The sequence below is a fragment of the Dolichospermum sp. LEGE 00246 genome (genome assembly GCF_015207865.1).
GTDB lineage: Bacteria > Cyanobacteriota > Cyanobacteriia > Cyanobacteriales > Nostocaceae > Dolichospermum > Dolichospermum heterosporum.
In genome coordinates, this window is record NZ_JADEWA010000081.1 from 1 (window position 1) to 15,370 (window position 15,370).

12 protein-coding genes and 1 pseudogene are annotated in these 15,370 nt (G+C 39.9%); 2 read left to right on the plus strand and 11 right to left on the minus strand.

Annotated features, from left to right (window positions below; genetic code table 11):
- The first annotated feature begins 387 nt into the window (after positions 1 to 387).
- Positions 388 to 615: a DUF2949 domain-containing protein gene (locus tag IQ228_RS08340; protein ID WP_027400945.1), complete on the plus strand. Its 228-nt coding sequence runs from the start codon at positions 388 to 390 to the stop codon at positions 613 to 615.
- Between the two features lie 80 nt (positions 616 to 695).
- Here IQ228_RS08340 and IQ228_RS08345 read toward each other — a convergent pair whose 3' ends face one another.
- From IQ228_RS08345 to tnpA, 11 genes and pseudogenes are all read right to left on the minus strand, one after another.
- The gene (locus tag IQ228_RS08345; RefSeq protein ID WP_193962603.1) at positions 696 to 1,847 is read right to left on the minus strand and encodes an alanine--glyoxylate aminotransferase family protein; all 1,152 of its coding nucleotides are present in this window, start codon (positions 1,845 to 1,847) and stop codon (positions 696 to 698) included.
- A gap of 167 nt (positions 1,848 to 2,014) precedes the next feature.
- Complete coding sequence (locus tag IQ228_RS08350; protein ID WP_027400947.1) at positions 2,015 to 2,260, minus strand: DUF5340 domain-containing protein; 246 nt, start codon at positions 2,258 to 2,260, stop codon at positions 2,015 to 2,017.
- A 425-nt stretch (positions 2,261 to 2,685) separates the two neighbouring features.
- Positions 2,686 to 3,567 (minus strand): indole-3-glycerol phosphate synthase TrpC, encoded by an 882-nt coding sequence (gene trpC, locus IQ228_RS08355; protein ID WP_027400948.1) that lies wholly within the window; start codon positions 3,565 to 3,567, stop codon positions 2,686 to 2,688.
- Between the two features lie 233 nt (positions 3,568 to 3,800).
- Positions 3,801 to 5,231 carry a dihydrolipoyl dehydrogenase gene (gene lpdA, locus IQ228_RS08360; RefSeq protein ID WP_027400949.1) on the minus strand — a complete coding sequence of 477 codons (1,431 nt, stop codon included), beginning with the start codon at positions 5,229 to 5,231 and terminating at the stop codon, positions 3,801 to 3,803.
- A 39-nt stretch (positions 5,232 to 5,270) separates the two neighbouring features.
- The gene (locus IQ228_RS08365; RefSeq protein ID WP_027400950.1) at positions 5,271 to 6,527 is read right to left on the minus strand and encodes an RNA-guided endonuclease TnpB family protein; all 1,257 of its coding nucleotides are present in this window, start codon (positions 6,525 to 6,527) and stop codon (positions 5,271 to 5,273) included.
- Positions 6,528 to 7,626: 1,099 nt separating this feature from the next.
- Positions 7,627 to 8,586: a hypothetical protein gene (locus IQ228_RS08370; protein ID WP_051424216.1), complete on the minus strand. Its 960-nt coding sequence runs from the start codon at positions 8,584 to 8,586 to the stop codon at positions 7,627 to 7,629.
- A gap of 94 nt (positions 8,587 to 8,680) precedes the next feature.
- Complete coding sequence (locus IQ228_RS08375; RefSeq protein ID WP_228043761.1) at positions 8,681 to 9,718, minus strand: hypothetical protein; 1,038 nt, start codon at positions 9,716 to 9,718, stop codon at positions 8,681 to 8,683.
- A gap of 447 nt (positions 9,719 to 10,165) precedes the next feature.
- Positions 10,166 to 11,047, minus strand: a complete 882-nt coding sequence (truB, locus tag IQ228_RS08380) for a tRNA pseudouridine(55) synthase TruB (protein ID WP_193962604.1) — start codon at positions 11,045 to 11,047, stop codon at positions 10,166 to 10,168.
- 77 nt (positions 11,048 to 11,124) lie between these two features.
- Positions 11,125 to 12,882, minus strand: coding sequence for an alpha/beta hydrolase (locus IQ228_RS08385; RefSeq protein WP_193962605.1), 1,758 nt, complete (start codon positions 12,880 to 12,882; stop codon positions 11,125 to 11,127).
- Positions 12,883 to 13,132: 250 nt separating this feature from the next.
- On the minus strand, positions 13,133 to 14,050 hold the full coding sequence (locus tag IQ228_RS08390; RefSeq protein WP_193962606.1) for a DMT family transporter: 918 nt from the start codon (positions 14,048 to 14,050) through the stop codon (positions 13,133 to 13,135).
- Between the two features lie 246 nt (positions 14,051 to 14,296).
- Positions 14,297 to 14,512: pseudogene (gene tnpA, locus IQ228_RS08395) on the minus strand (IS200/IS605 family transposase); the annotation flags it as partial.
- A gap of 276 nt (positions 14,513 to 14,788) precedes the next feature.
- On the opposite strand from tnpA, the gene IQ228_RS27380 reads away from it, so the two are divergent.
- On the plus strand, positions 14,789 to 15,265 hold the full coding sequence (locus IQ228_RS27380; protein ID WP_370566848.1) for a transposase: 477 nt from the start codon (positions 14,789 to 14,791) through the stop codon (positions 15,263 to 15,265).
- The last annotated feature ends 105 nt before the right edge of the window (positions 15,266 to 15,370 follow it).

Here is a 15,370-nt window from a genome sequence, read left to right on the forward strand (position 1 = left end):
AATTTATTTTGACGAATAATGATCGGAAAAAACTTCTGTTCTTCCCTCCCCTGCCCCCGGTGCCTCTCTTCTCCCCCTGCTTGCCTTTACCGATCATTTTCGGGTTGACAGACTACTAGAGGATGTTAGTGTCACCACTAACATCATGGTTGAAGTATTACCTAAATATCATCCTGATGGGATACACAAATCACTGTAGTAGAAATTGCTTCGTGATTTTAATTACCTTGGTCTAGTAGTAGATCCAGATAGATTAATGCTTTACAAAAGGGTTATTTAGAAAAAAATATACTTTTTTTATACAACCTTGGATCTCCAATCTACTCATAGCAAGGTGACACATAAAATACTGGCTATACAATACCCACAAAATTAGATAAACAACCTATGATCATCAATTCTACTCAAGGAGGTGAGATACAAATGACACCATCAAGATATTCTCGGCTAATTAATTTTCTCCAGGAAGATTTGGCAATTTCCGCTGCTTCCCTCGCTGTCGCATTACGTAACCGTGATCAAGATCCTGGTTCTTTAACTATGACTCTTTGGCAATATGGGTTAATTACGCTAGAACAGTTGGAACAAATTTATGATTGGCTAGAAACAGCGTAGGGAAGAGGCATGGGGCAGGGACTAGGGGCAGAATTTACCCATTACCCATTACCCATTACCCATTACCCATTACCCACTAACTATTGGGCAAAAACTTTTGCTGCTGCTGCTATACCAGCACCGGGGGTGAAGTTTTCATGACCAACTTGTGGAAGGACAACTTCTAGGGAAGCGATACAACTCAGAATGTCTCGATCGCTCACAAAACCTAAGTGACCTATGCGGAAAATTTTATTACTTAAGTGGTCTTGTCCACCTGCTAAAGCAATATCAAACCGTTTTTTCATTAAAGAACGAATTTTATCGGTTTCGATGCCTGGAGTAGCTACAGCGGTAATGGCAGGACTGGCACATTCATCTGCGGCAAACAGTGATAAATTTAATGCTTTCATTGCTGCACGAGTAGCATTTTTTTGGCGTTCATGACGGGTAAAGATGGATTCTAATCCTTCTTTTTTCATCATGCCTAAGGTGGTATGTAGTGCCACCATTAAGTTGACGGGAGGGGTAAAGGGAGTGGTATTTTTAGCGGTGGCTTTACGATATTTCCCTAAGTCTAAATAATACTTAGGCAATTTTGCGGTTTTGTAGGCTTCCCAGGCTTTAGGACTGACGGAGACAAATCCTAAACCGGGAGGAATCATGTAACCTTTTTGTGAACCAGAAGCAACTACGTCTAAACCCCAAGCATCTACAGGGACGTTGTAAGCCCCTAAACTGGTGACAGCATCAACAATAATTAAAGCCTCTCCATGTTCTTTAACGTGGCAGTTGATGGCTTCTAGATCATTAATGACACCTGTTGAGGTTTCGCTGTGGGTGATAATGACGGCTTTAATTTCTTTGTTGGTATCAGTTTGCAGTTTGGCTGCAAATTGGGCTGGGTCTAAGGGTTGTCCCCATTCTGCGGTGATTGCTTCTACATTTAAGCCAAAGGCTTGACCAACTTCTACCCAACGTTCACCGAATTTACCATTAGAACCGACTAAAATGCGATCGCCTGGAGAAAGAAAATTAATCATTCCCGCTTCTACAGCCCCAGTCCCACTGACATTTAGCATCAATACATCACTGCTGGTTTGATGTAGCCATTTGAGGTTTTCTGTCACCTCTGCCATCATGCTACTAAATTCACCGCTGCGGTGACCAATAGGGTGTTTAGCTAATGCTAGTAAAGCTGCTTCTGGAACTGGGGTAGGACCAGGAATCATCAGCATCAATTTATCGTCCATGTTTGTGTCCTAGTTGAAAATTTCAATACAATACAAATTAACCCCTCTAGGGGATAAAAACACAAAAAAACCTACTCAAATTTTTCGTAGGAATGCCAGTTTAAAACTGTATTAATCAGCCCCACTTTTGCAGGGCTGAGTTTTGTCTAAATGGAAATAGACATTCATCATGAGCAATCTACTTTATCACCAAAATGGTTAATAGACCAACGGTGATCAATGATCAGAGAGGACGATTGAAAACTTTCTTCTAGTCGCTTTTGTTGGGATGCAGCTTTTCGCAGGGTAATAATTAGTTGGTTAACTTGATTGCGTAGGTCTTCGTTTTGACCTAGAGAAGTCATGGTTTGTCTTTCTAAAATTTGAAGTATAAGTTCGTAATGGATAGGAGAAGGTAAAGGAATTGGCTCCATGTAGTTTATTATGAAGTTGAAACTTAGGGATGTTTAATTTTTTACTTATTTAAAGTTTTGTTAACCCCAAATTAATTCTTACACAAGAAATAAATAATTGCAGTTATTCAGAAAGAGATAGCCGGGAAAAATGAGAATTTTAGAGGAAGAAGCAACAGGTAACAAAAAAACTCATGTTTAAAAACATGAGATGGAAATACTGATTCTTGACTAGGCTTTAAAATCTGAAACTTTAGTTTTTTCTGTTCCCTGTTCCCTTTTTCGTAACCCTTGTTTTAAGTAGTGAGACAGAATTAATTACACAATGTCATTGGGAATGGAACGAATCGAAATGAAGCAATCGCCAGGGTTGTGATTGCTTCCCTTCGCTCGCAATGACTGTAAATATTTTTGTCCAATTACTTATATGGAATTTAAGACTGTAATTAAGCAAAGAGATTGGCTATTGCTAATTGAGGATCTGGTTGTCTTACCAAGGATTCACCAATCAGTACAGCGGATGCACCTGCTTTTTTAACTATACTTAAATCCTCTGGGTGATGCAATCCTGATTCGCTGACTACAAGAATGTTTTTTGCTTGTAACTGTTCACCCCTAGCTGTGAGTAATTGACAAGTTGTTTGTAAATCAACAGAAAAATCTTCTAAATTGCGATTATTAATGCCAATTAAAGAAACACCATCTAAAGCTAAAACTCGATCTAGTTCTTCTAAATTATGTACTTCTATTAAAGTTGCCATTTTCAGGTTATGAGCAATTTTGATAAAGTATTGCAAATCTTGATCATTAAGGATGGCTGCTATTAATAAAACTGCGTCTGCTCCATGAATTCGCGCCCAATACATTTGGTAAGGATAGATAATAAAATCCTTGCACAGCAAAGGTAAATCTACTGCTGAACGGACTAAGGATAGATTTTCAAAACTACCTTGGAAAAATTTAACATCTGTGAGAACAGAAAGACAACTAGCTCCACCTTTTTGATAAGATTGAGCGATCGCTACTGGGTTAAAATCCTCCCTAAATACCCCTTTACTGGGAGAAGCTTTTTTAACTTCAGCAATTAAAGCCGGATGAGTTTTACCTTGACGTAAAGCAGCCGCAAAATCACGAATTGGTGGTGCTGATAGGGCTTGTGTTTGCAATTCCCGCAAAGGTAGCCTTTCTCGCATTTGCCCAACTTCTGTTTCTTTCTGCCAGACAATTTCTTCTAAAATATTATTTGGTGCAGCCCCTTCTATAGCAGATCGATATTGAAGTATAGAAATATTAATAACTGTGCTAGGTGAACGACGACGGATTTGCATATTTTTTAAGGATTTCAGAAGGTAGGGGCGCAGGGACTGCGCCCTTTGTCAGGAGTCAGAAGAAGGAGTCACCGAGTCAGAAGAAGGAGTCACCGAGTCAGAAGAAGGAGTCACCGAGTCACCGAGTCAGGAGTTAGGAGTCACCGAGTCAGGAGTTCAGAAAGAAGAATCAAGAAGAAAGAAAATTTTTCTCTTCCCCATTACCTATGACCTGTAACTCCTTAATTCTTCTATTAACTAACCAATGCTCGTTTATAAGCTTCATCTAAAACTTCTGAAAGAGTTGGATGAGCGTGAACTAGGTAAGCAAGAGTTTGGACAGATTGACGACTGGCAATAGCGGCGGCGGCTTCATGAATTAGATCTGAGGCGTGGGGACCAAAGATATGTACACCTAAAACCTCGCCAGTATCTTTACGATAAATTACCTTGGTCATTCCATCAGTATCATTTTCCGCCAAAGCCTTGGAATTACCTTTAAAGTAACTCTTACTGGTGGCGACTTCAAAACCTTCAGTTAAACCCAAAGCATGGGCGGCTGTTTCAGTCAAGCCCACATAGCTAACTTCTGGATGGGTAAAAGCGGCGGCGGGAATACTGCGGTAGTCAACAGTTTTGTGACGACCCATCATATTTTCTACAGCAATAATACCTTGAGCCGATGCTGTATGAGCCAACATCATTTTGCCAGTAGCATCACCAATAGCCCAGAGATGGGGGATAACCTCCCCGTCTGATAATACCGCCATATTATCATTTACAGGAATAAAATTACGGCGATCAAGAGCGACTCCCACAGAATCTAACCCAAGATTTTGCGTAGCTGGAACGCGACCGGTAGCGACCAAACAAGCATCAACTTCAAGAACTTCTAAATCTTCCTTAGTTTCAAAGTCAGCCAACTCAATGATTACTGGTGAACCAGGAATAATTTTTTTAGCGTAGATACCGACCTTAGTTTCAATATCACGGGGGTTAATTAAGACCCGTTCTGCCAGTTTAGCAATGTCTCGATCAAATCCTGGCATTAACTCACTCAGGGCTTCAATTAAGGTGATTTCACAACCTAAAGCCGAGTAAACATCAGAAAATTCTAAGCCAATGTAACCGCTACCAATAATCGCCACCCACTTGGGTAGAGTTTCTAATTTAACGCCTTGGTCACTGGTAAATACGGTTTTGCCGTCTACTTCAATTCCGGGAGGAACGAAGGGAACAGAACCAGGCGAAAGGATAATATCTTGGGCTGTGATGGTTTTCTCACCTTTGTCTGTGGTGATGGTAACTTTTTGTGTACCAGACACCTTACCCCAACCCCGAATAATCTCCACTCCCAAGCGCTTGAGACTGTTGGTTAAGTCCCCTTGAATTTTGGCAACGAGATTGTTAGCATGATCAGCGATCGCTTGTCGTTCAAACTCCACATTACCAATTTGAATTCCCAAAGACTTGAGATGATGGGCATTACGTAATTCCCTCACCTTTCCTGAAGCCGCCAGTAATGCCTTAGAAGGAATACAACCCCTGTTTACACAAGTTCCTCCCATATCTCCAGCTTCAATAATCGCCGTTTTCAGACCGCAACTGATAGCGTGTAAAGCAGCACCATGTCCGCCCACACCAGCGCCGATAATCACTAAATCGTAATCAAATCCAGGACTCACTTTTATTTCCCCGTTATCTTCGCCTATTATCAACGTGAACTACCCACACTGACTTGGAGTACCAAGTACAGTGCTGGCTTCTGTACTCACGGGGGAGTGCCGCAACTTAGACTTTCGCCCCAGTTTTGGTCTTATCCCCCCTCCTACAGCAGAGACGGCTGAACCTTCCGCCTTGATGATTCTGATACCCTCTGCCCTAATATTTATCGCTGCATTGCCATCACGATCATGATGAATACCACAATGAGGACAAGTCCATTCACGGACATCTAGTGGCATATCACCAATTTGATAGAAACAATTAGAACAGAGTTTAGAACTAGGAAACCATCTATCAATCTCCACTAATTTCCCACCTTTGCGTTCTAGCTTATAGGCTAAAAAATTGGTGAATGTTCCCCATCCTGCATCAGATATTGATTTTGCCAAATTGTGATTACGAACCATGCCCAAGACATGAAGATTCTCTACTATGACAGCTTGGCTATCGCTGACCAACTTATAACTAAGTTTATGTAGAAAATCTTGCCGCGAATTGCTAACTCGTTCGTACACCTTGGCAACAACTTTTCTATATCTATTTCTTGATTTACTTCCCTTTTGTTTACGTGCTAATTTTTTCTGTTTGCGTTTAAGGTTTTTTTCGTGCTTGGCAAGGTGTTTAGGGTTATCGTATTTAGAAACCTTGTCACCATCAGTGACAACAGCAAAATGTTTTAATCCTAAATCAACACCGTAAATCTTTCCTTCGGAAATAGTTGGATTTTCGCTTGTGTTTAGCGGAGTCGAAACACGTTCTACTTCAGTCAGGATAGATGCAAAATATTTACCTGATGGTGTTTTACTAATAGCGACAGTCTTAATTTTTCCCTCAATCGGTCTATGTATCTTAGCTTTGACTATCCCAATATTACCTGGAAGCTTGACATTGCCATTTACAATTTTGACATTTTGAGGATATTGAATAGACTGTTTTCCATGTTTAGATTTGAACTTAGGAAACCCCGCACGTTTATCAAAAAAGTTTTTATACGCTGTAGTTAGATTTAGTGTTGTAGCCTGTAAAACTTGACTGTAACAATCACCTAGCCAAATAGTATCTTCTGCTTTTTTGAGAATAGGAAGAAATGCGTTGAGTGCAGCACGGCTAAGTCCTTTACCCGTCTCTTTGTAAGTCTCAATTGACTTATTTAGAGCATAATTCCACCACCATCTAGCGCATCCAAATGTTTGAGCTAGTTGTGTTTCTTGTTCTTTTGATGGGTATATACGAACTTGAACAGCCTTGTGCATCAATCAAATCACCTTCTTGATACATCCATTTTAGCATGATATATTATTTTTGGTAAAGGTATTATACTTGACACTCCCCGGTCTAAAGACACGGGGATTCTTGGTTCAACGAGACCACTTAAACTAGTACAACACGGCATAAATAAATAAACCAACCATTCTAAATCGTTAAAAAGCCTATAGCTCAGAGGTGGGACTCTCCCCAAGCGTTAACTTTCGGTCTGCCCGACCGTAGTTGCATGACTGCAAGTCCTGTTGAGGATGAAACTTTTCTGTTTCAAAAATTCTGATTCGTCTAGTCCTATAAATCTTTTACCTACTGCTAGGAGGGAACTAGAACAATGCAGTAGAACCGCATAGATTTAATTGCCAAGGTACAGATTACCGTTAGGCAGTGAAGTTTTTAGACAGGTTGATTACCTTTCCTGTGATCATTAGGATAACACAAGTCACTGGAGGAAGACAGCCTCTAGTTGGCTTTCATCCCTTGCCTAAAGAAAGGACAGTTAAGTTTTTCCGCCACGCTCCAAAACTTGCCCTCAAGGGTTTTTAGCCTATTTTCTTATAATATTGGAAAACCCTCAAATGTTCTTTGCTCTTACTCGGCTATGCCTCGTATTGATTGAGAACGATTTCGGTTTTTCCCGCCACTGATTCGGAGTACCAAATTCAGTGGGGGACTTACGCCATAGTAGTTAACTTTTTTGTGTAACTTTCTCAAATTAACAAAAAATAACGGAGAAGCTCTTGTGTCTCCCCGTTATTTTTTGTGAGTGTTTAATTAGAGTAAGCCACAAAATAAATGATCCTGTTTTGTCATGCTGAGTGCAGCGTTCGCGGAGCGTGGCGTTAGCCATAGCGAAACATCTCAAGAGATTCTTCACTACACTTCGTTTCGTAATGCCTCTGGCACGCTGCGCTAACAGAATGACATTGGGCATTTCTTTTTGTGGAGTTCTCTTAATTATGTTTGAGACTAGTAGTTCGTCAAATTTATTTTGACAATGATCGGGAAAAAACTTCTGTTCTTCCCTCCCCTACCCCCGGTGCCTCTCTTCTCCCCCTGCTTGCCTTCACCCGTCATTTTCGGGTTGACAGACTACTAGTTGACCGCTGCTCTCAATTCTTTTAGCACCTTACCAATTTCCACAAAATCTTGGTTTTCTGAAAGCTGTTGCAAAGTCACCGGACTGCTTTCTTGGATAATTTGGTTGTAGGTATTAATAGCATTATGCAAATCGTTGATATCTACCTCTACGCTTGCTAAAGTAGCATCAGCCGTTTGGGCAATAACTGGGCTAAATTTTAAAGCTTTAGTGCTGGCCACTAAATATTTTTTTGGTAACTGAACTGAACTGGAACTTTGTGTAGTAGGACGGGGAGCAGGGATGATTCTAATCAAGGTGAATATAAATCGTCTTGCCAATGCTGGACTAACACCAGCCTGCCTTAATATCTCCGTAAATCTATTCGATTCACCTCGTCTGATTGCTTCCGGTTGCCTGAAAGCTACAATAACTTTACTATTTTCCTTGGTGAATATACTGATGGCAACACGATTGAGTTTGTCTTGACGCTCTGCTGTAATTCTAAGTGAATTTCCTCGTGATGTGCGGACAATGGTAACAGGACTGCCACTTTGACCTCCGGCATTCCCCACACTAGGACTTGTATTACCAGAGCCAGTAGTGCCACCACCACTCATGCTCCCACCAGTCCCCACACTAGGACTCGTATTATCATCGGGATTGGAATCAGTATTACCATTGGAGCCAGTAGTGCCACCACCACTCATGCCCCCGCCAGTTCCCACACTAGGACTCGTATTATCATCGGGATTGGAATCAGTATTACCATTGGAGCCAGTAGTGCCACCACCACTTATGCTCCCACCAGTCCCCACACTAGGACTCGTATTAATTGGTCCAATGTTTCCACCACCACTCATACCACCTGCTGTACCCAGACTAGGTGAAGTTTGGGATTGGCTTGGTTGCTGCCAATTGATTGCCAGTAGGGGAGTGAGAGTGAGAGCCAGAATAAAAGTTCTGATTTTTAACATGGTGATTTTATCAGGATTGAAGTGTTTATTTAGGGTTGGCTGAATAAAGGTAGAAACAATAACAGATAAGGTGTTCAGACTTTTTCAACCAGATCTATTTGGGTAAGAAATTGAAACCATAGCCTATGCTGAGAACAAATACCGTACCGCCCAAGCTAGTATCTGTGAGATCTGCACCTACGGCATTAATTGTCAAGGGAATAGTAGATATAGGGACGAAAGAAGCTCCAACGTTGAAACCAACTCCACTCCAGCCCATACCCACACCGATTTGGGGATGAACTTGTACCCCAACTCCAGCAAATACACCCGTATTTGCATTACCTGTGCGAAAATCGCCACCACCGGCTCCTATGGAAAAGGAAATGGGCATTTTATTAACAGTATCGTTAGGCTTTAATAGGGAGTAACTTGTAACTACACCATAGGCACTGGAAGGTCTAACTGATTCCCCTTTAACGTGCTGTGCAAAAGACTTCCAGCCAGCAGCCGCAGCTATTTGAGTGTTGCCTTGAGCATAGACAATGCGGTTAGCTTTGAGGTCAAAAGTTCCGTTGTAGCCAAAATTTTTGATACTACCAATGTTGTAGCCAAGTTCTAGACCAACTAGTTTCCGGGCATCTCCTAACCCAAAACCCATACTGATACTCCCGTCTGGTTGAGTTCTAGCTTTACCAGTGGTTGCTGCGGATGCCCCTAGGAAAACGTCACCCCAGGTAGCTCCAAAGGCGCTTGGTGTAGCAAAGGTAAGCGAAGGAGAGTAAGTACGTTTGAGTGGAATTACTTTGACCAGAGGGTCAACTAGTAAATATTGGCGTAATTTATCAGTATTAAGTTGACGTTTATCATTTGGTGCTGAAGTATCTGTTTGAGCAGTGATCCATGATTGTTTTTGATAAAGTAGAGGTTCAATCTTCCGCCCTGACTCTACGTTTTTCGCTAAGACATCTTGGAGATCCGGCAAGTTAGTCTTTAATTGAGCTTGATCAGTTATTAATTCTTTACTGCTATGGGTTTTAGGAGTTATTTCATTTGTTGCAGAAGCAGGGGTAACTGAAAGAGCGGTGATAGCCCATATATAGCTTAATAAAGTTGTACCTATGAACTTTAGCCAATTTGGGCGTAATAACATACATAAAAATTTTGCCCTTCTCAAAATTCTACTCCTCACGACGGTTATATGCGCCCGAATGTATATTAGAGTAATTCCCGAAAAACAGTAATGTACAGGATAAATTATGCTATTTTTATGAATTTTCTGTGAATTTATCAGGAGAATTATGAACTTATCATGAGAATGTCAAAAACCTTTTCAGGTTAAGTAGGTTGGCGTTGAAAATTGTCGTTGGGGCAAGGCAATAGGCAATAGGCAAGAGTAAAAGTTTTCCAGACTTGATATTACTGATAACTTCTTCTAAATCCTACTGATAGCGCAGCGTGGCGTTAGCCATACTCCCGAATGGGCGCAGTCCCTGCGCCCCCACCTCCTGATAGCGCACCGTGGCGTTAGCCATACTTCTAGCCCTCACAGATAACTTTTATGGCTTACGCTACGTTATCAGCAAACCCTATTTAATTTTTAATTGGGATATTCAAAAAACACCATTTGAGGGATTAATAAATCATGTGCTAATTTCCCGATTCCTAAAAAATTGGTTTCTGTTTCATAAACTCGTACAAAGTCGTCAATAACCAGATTGAGGGGAATTTTTTGACCTTGACACCATTTTTTAGCTGATTCTGGGGCTAGATTTACGGCTTTGAGATGTTGTAATGGTGTGTCTGCGGATATTGGTTGAAATGTGCTGTTTTCGATTTCGGTGGCTAAGTCTGTAAAGCTGAGACTGGTTGGAAGCTGGAAACTGCTGCTTTGTGTGCGAATTAGGGCAGATAGAGTGCCACCTGTGTTGAGTATTGTACCTAAATCACGAGCGATCGCCCGAATATATGTTCCCGCCCCACAAGATATGGCTATATCTAATTCAGGAAAATCTCCGTCTCGCCAGTCTAATACCTGAATTTGGGAAATTTCGACTGTTCGCACCGGAACTTCGACTATTTCCCCTTTTCGGGCTAAATCATAGAGGCGTTTGCCGTCAACTTGAATGGCGCTGTAACTGGGGGGGATTTGCTCAATTTTACCGATAAACTGGGAAAGGGACGTTTTGATATTTTCTAAATCTAATCCTGGACAGGGTGCAGAGGTAATAATTTCCCCTTCTAAATCATCTGTAGTAGTTTGTATTCCTAGCCGGACAGTGGCTTGATAAGCCTTTTCTCCCGGTAAATATTGTAATAATCTGGTGGCTTTACCCAAGGCTATCGGTAATACTCCGGTAGCTTTAGGATCTAAAGTTCCTGCGTGTCCGACTCGTTTCATCCTCAGTAGTTTTCGGACTTTGGCTACGCAGTCATGAGAAGTCCAGTCAAGTGGTTTGTTTAAATTGAGAAAGCCTTGCACAAGTTTAGATTTTAGGGTTGAGATTTTTTATTTTCACACAAATAAGAGATCCCCGACTTCTTCAAGAAGTCGGGGATCTAAATTAAATGTAATAGAGAAACACCAATACCTAGCAGCCAAAATCCAAAATGGACGATAGTATGAGCAAGTTTCTTTTTAACAGGTTTGCTGTCTTGAAGATTACCTAAAATTGGTGCTAATTTGAGATGATCAAGGGACTGGACAAGGTTTAAACCCAGGGACTGACTAGAAATACTTTGAGCGTAGGCAGCATTCAGATAAGGCAGATATTCTGGTTTTCCGGCTATGTAAGTTTGAAAAAAGGGTAAACTTAACGCATTCATGTAATCATGGGCTTGGGAAGCATCACCTACCATATCTGTTGGTAATGCCATTTGTGTACTGTCAGGATTGCTATTACCAATGGTAGAAAAATGAGTACCACCAAGTAGCATAACTAAGTATTTTTCGGGATGAATAATCCAGGAAAAAGGGACAATTTGCTCATATAAAGTTGGGGCAACTGTGTCTTCACTACTACCGACAATCATGACTGGGGTATGAATTTGGCTTAACCCGGCTTGTCCGAAAATAGAACTGGTAATCGGATTAACAGCGATCGCCGCCTTGATTCTGGTATCTTGTAAATTGTAATCTTGTCCTGACTGGTTGGGCAATTCTAAAGCCCGACATTGCAACAATAAAGACATATTCCAAGTATTTCGCAATTTGTCAGGATGACAGTCTGCTTGTAGTTGGGAAAAGTTAATTTTTGCCCCCGCCAAAGCTAAGGCGGTATAACCTCCTAAAGACTGACCAAATACTCCCACCTGTTGTAAGTTTAGCCGCTGCTGAAATTGTGAATCTGACTCTAATTGATCTAAAATATATTTTATATCTAAAGGTCTATCTTTAAATTCATTAGGGTGTGTAACTTGATTACTATTACCATTTATTAAAGATTTTAATTGTTTAGCATCGCTACCAGGATGATTGGGAATTACTACAGCAAACCCATGTTTAGCTAAATGATTTGCTAAATAACGAAAGTTACTACTATCCAAACCTAACCCATGAGAAATCACAATCACAGGCACAGGATTTTGGCTATTAGGAATATATATATCTGTGGTTAAATGCCGATTACGGACTACATCAAAGAACTTAATTGTTTGTTTCTTGGTCGATAAAATTACTGGATTTGAAAATCTTGGTAATTGAGAAAAATTAGGATAAGAAATTTGATCAGCTTCTAATTTTGATGCTTGGATTAATGCGGAAATAGTTGTTTCCGTATCGTTGATCATTTTCTCTAACTCACCAGCAACTTTTAGACTGGAAGCCACATCAATCTTAATATTATTTTGAGGATATTTGCGTAATAAATTTAATAAATTTAATCCTTCCGGTTCAGCAGCAGCAGCAATTAAAGCTGTACGTAATGACCCAGAAGTAAATTTTGAATAATCAGATTTAGTTTTAATTAACCCTGCTAATCTTTGTAAGATAAATTTCCCTTGTTGGGTGTCAAGAAATTGGGAAGTTACAGCCGGACTAATTTTCAGTGGTTGAACTAAAATTTTCCTTAATTCTTGGAGTTTGTTTGTAGGAATATATTGATAATAGCCTGCTAAATCTGCATTAATTATCCCATATTTTGCATAGCTTTCTAAGGCACTAATAGGAATAGAAATTTCTAGTGCTGAATAGGAAGCATGAATTTGTTCTGCTGCCATAACCGGGTTACTTATCCCAAATGTTGGCAGCAATATGGACAAAATCAGTGTTAGAGAATTTTTTATGAGGGTGCTGCCCCAATTACCAAACATATTCATCGCTTAACTTTTGTGGTGATGTTGTTGAGCGAGGCTCAAATTTTGGTAGTGATTCAAACACCCTGTTAAACTATTCTCAATAGCGCCTATCGCAGACTACACAAACAAAATTTCAGACCGTTTGCGATTAGTTTGCTTTGAATTACTAAGACTTCTTTTAGGATTATAATAAATACATGAATTATCTACATCAGTATTTATTATGTATTTTTCCTGATTAATAAAATCTAAATAATGCTAATTAATCCTATTAATTAGGTTTGCATAATGCAATAGATATAGAACCAATAACTACAAAAAATGCTCCAGTAACACCTACTAAAGAAATATTTTCTAGAGAGATAATATTAGGAGTAACTACGGACATCAACCAACCGGAAATTAAAGTAATAATCGGAGCTAAAGCTAATACAGCACCAACTCTTGAGGCTTGCCAATGTACTAAAGATTCAGCAAAAGCACCATAGGCGACGAGGGTATTTAAAGCGCAAAATATCAAAGTTGAAAAATAGAAAGTATCCAGGGTGAGAATTGTGTGAGTTTTTGCCAATGGCGTGAATAATAAAGCACAGCCACCGTAAATAATCAACATAATGTTTGCTGAAGATAACGATTGCAATAACTGTTTTTGTGATAAGGCATAGATAGCCCATGCTATTGCCCCGAAAACAATCAAGCCGCTACCTAGTAAATATTCACCTTTGGCTGTGATAAGATTAACTAATTGGGCATGAAAAAATAGTGCAAAACCCAAAGTTAGTACAGCTACACCTAGCCATTGATACAATGTATAACGTTCGTTAAAAATGACTAATCCACCGAAACTTAATAACACACTAGATAATTGAATGATCACCTCAGCATTAGCTGGAGCGGTCAATGCTAAACCTTGCATAAATAGAAAATAGTTAGCAGCTAAAAATATAGTAGCAACTACTAATAATTGCCAAGAGGTAGCACGTAATTGTTCTAAGGTTGGTAATTGTTGCTGAAACAACAAATAAATTGCCAGTAAGAAGAAGGAAGTTAAAAAGCGAAACCAAATAACGGTGTAGACATCTAGCTCTTGTAGTGTTACCGTCAAAGCTAGAGGTAAAACTCCCCATAAAAAGACAGTTACCAGTGATAAACTTAGACCCAAACGCCAACGACCAGAACTTTGATGCATGATTAATAATCACTAAAGGACAAATCATTTTTACATAATAATTCAAGTACCAGGAATATTTAATTACTTCTTTCCATTGGCTATGAGTCCGGGTAATATTAATTTTAGCCATACTTCTCGCAGAGACAGGGAACAGGAAAGAAAGAATGAATAAAGATACACGAAAAAGATCCGGGAGTTTGGTAGCCCCGTCACGAAGCGAGCGGGGTGGAAAAACGACACGAGCAGATTTATCTGCATTCAAAATTAATGTCTTTCATGGTGTGGATCGTTTATATATGCCATCACGTTACTAGTGCTTACCTTGCCCGAAGTATCATAAAAATAGCTTCTAGTCCAGAGTGACGGGAGTTTTTTTAATTCTGGAAACTCTTCTCTCAATAACTTAGAACTACGGCCTTTAAAAGCTTTGACAACATCACAGATAGGTGTTTTTTCGTCATACTCTATAAGCAAGTGAACGAAACAATAAACATTTTAATGCTGGCTATGCTTCGGCAATGCAACAAACTTGGTTTTTGTGTTGGTGAAGCTTTCAAATCATTTAAACAATTACTAGCAAAATCTAAAAAAGGGGAATTAAACCAAAAACCGAGAGTACCTAATTATAGAAAACCCGGAGGTTTATTTACTGTCACGTACCCAAAAAAATGGTTAAAATTAGTAGATAATTTAATTAGGTTTCCACTAGGTAATCAAGTCAAAGCATGGTTTGGGATAACTGAATTTTTCTTACCAATGCCTTCAAATCTGGAATGGTCTGACATTAAAGAAATTCGCATACTCCCTAGAAACCGTCAATTTTATGCTGAGTTTGTTTATCAAACTGAAACGTCGATTATTGAGATTGACAAATCTAAAGTAATTGGCATCGACCACGGTATCGATAATTGGTTAACTTGTGTTTCCAACGTGGGAACATCCTTCATAATCGACGGATTACATCTAAAATCTTTGAACCAATGGTATAACAAAACAGTTGCCAACATCAAAGAAGGAAAACCCCAGGGTTTTTGGTCTAACCGACTTGCAGCGATTACCGAAAAGCGTAACCGTCAAATGCGAAACGCTGTTAATAAAGCTGCCAGAATTGTCATCAACCATTGCATAGACAATAAAATCGGCACTATTGTTTTTGGATGGAATGAGAGGCAAAAAGACAGTGCTGATCTGGGCAAAAAGAACAATCAAAAGTTTGGTGCGATTCGTTGTTAGCTGAATCACGGTAATCAGTCCGTACATAAGCTAACCAACCTAATCCAATTATGGGAAAAGGTTGAACTCTCGGTCTGATATGGGTGAAAGTCCCATCTACCAGAC

Excerpts from the sequence above, each read along its gene's own strand:
- IQ228_RS08370 (WP_051424216.1), bottom strand. The coding sequence starts at position 8,586 with ATGTTAAAAATCAGAACTTTTATTCTGGCTCTCACTCTCACTCCCCTA.
- IQ228_RS08385 (WP_193962605.1), bottom strand. The coding sequence starts at position 12,882 with ATGAATATGTTTGGTAATTGGGGCAGCACCCTCATAAAAAATTCTCTA.
- IQ228_RS08350 (WP_027400947.1), bottom strand. The coding sequence starts at position 2,260 with ATGGAGCCAATTCCTTTACCTTCTCCTATCCATTACGAACTTATACTT.
- IQ228_RS08345 (WP_193962603.1), bottom strand. The coding sequence starts at position 1,847 with ATGGACGATAAATTGATGCTGATGATTCCTGGTCCTACCCCAGTTCCA.
- IQ228_RS08340 (WP_027400945.1), top strand. The coding sequence starts at position 388 with ATGATCATCAATTCTACTCAAGGAGGTGAGATACAAATGACACCATCA.
- trpC (WP_027400948.1), bottom strand. The coding sequence starts at position 3,567 with ATGCAAATCCGTCGTCGTTCACCTAGCACAGTTATTAATATTTCTATA.
- IQ228_RS08390 (WP_193962606.1), bottom strand. The coding sequence starts at position 14,050 with ATGCATCAAAGTTCTGGTCGTTGGCGTTTGGGTCTAAGTTTATCACTG.
- IQ228_RS27380 (WP_370566848.1), top strand. The coding sequence starts at position 14,789 with ATGCCTTCAAATCTGGAATGGTCTGACATTAAAGAAATTCGCATACTC.
- IQ228_RS08375 (WP_228043761.1), bottom strand. The coding sequence starts at position 9,718 with ATGTTATTACGCCCAAATTGGCTAAAGTTCATAGGTACAACTTTATTA.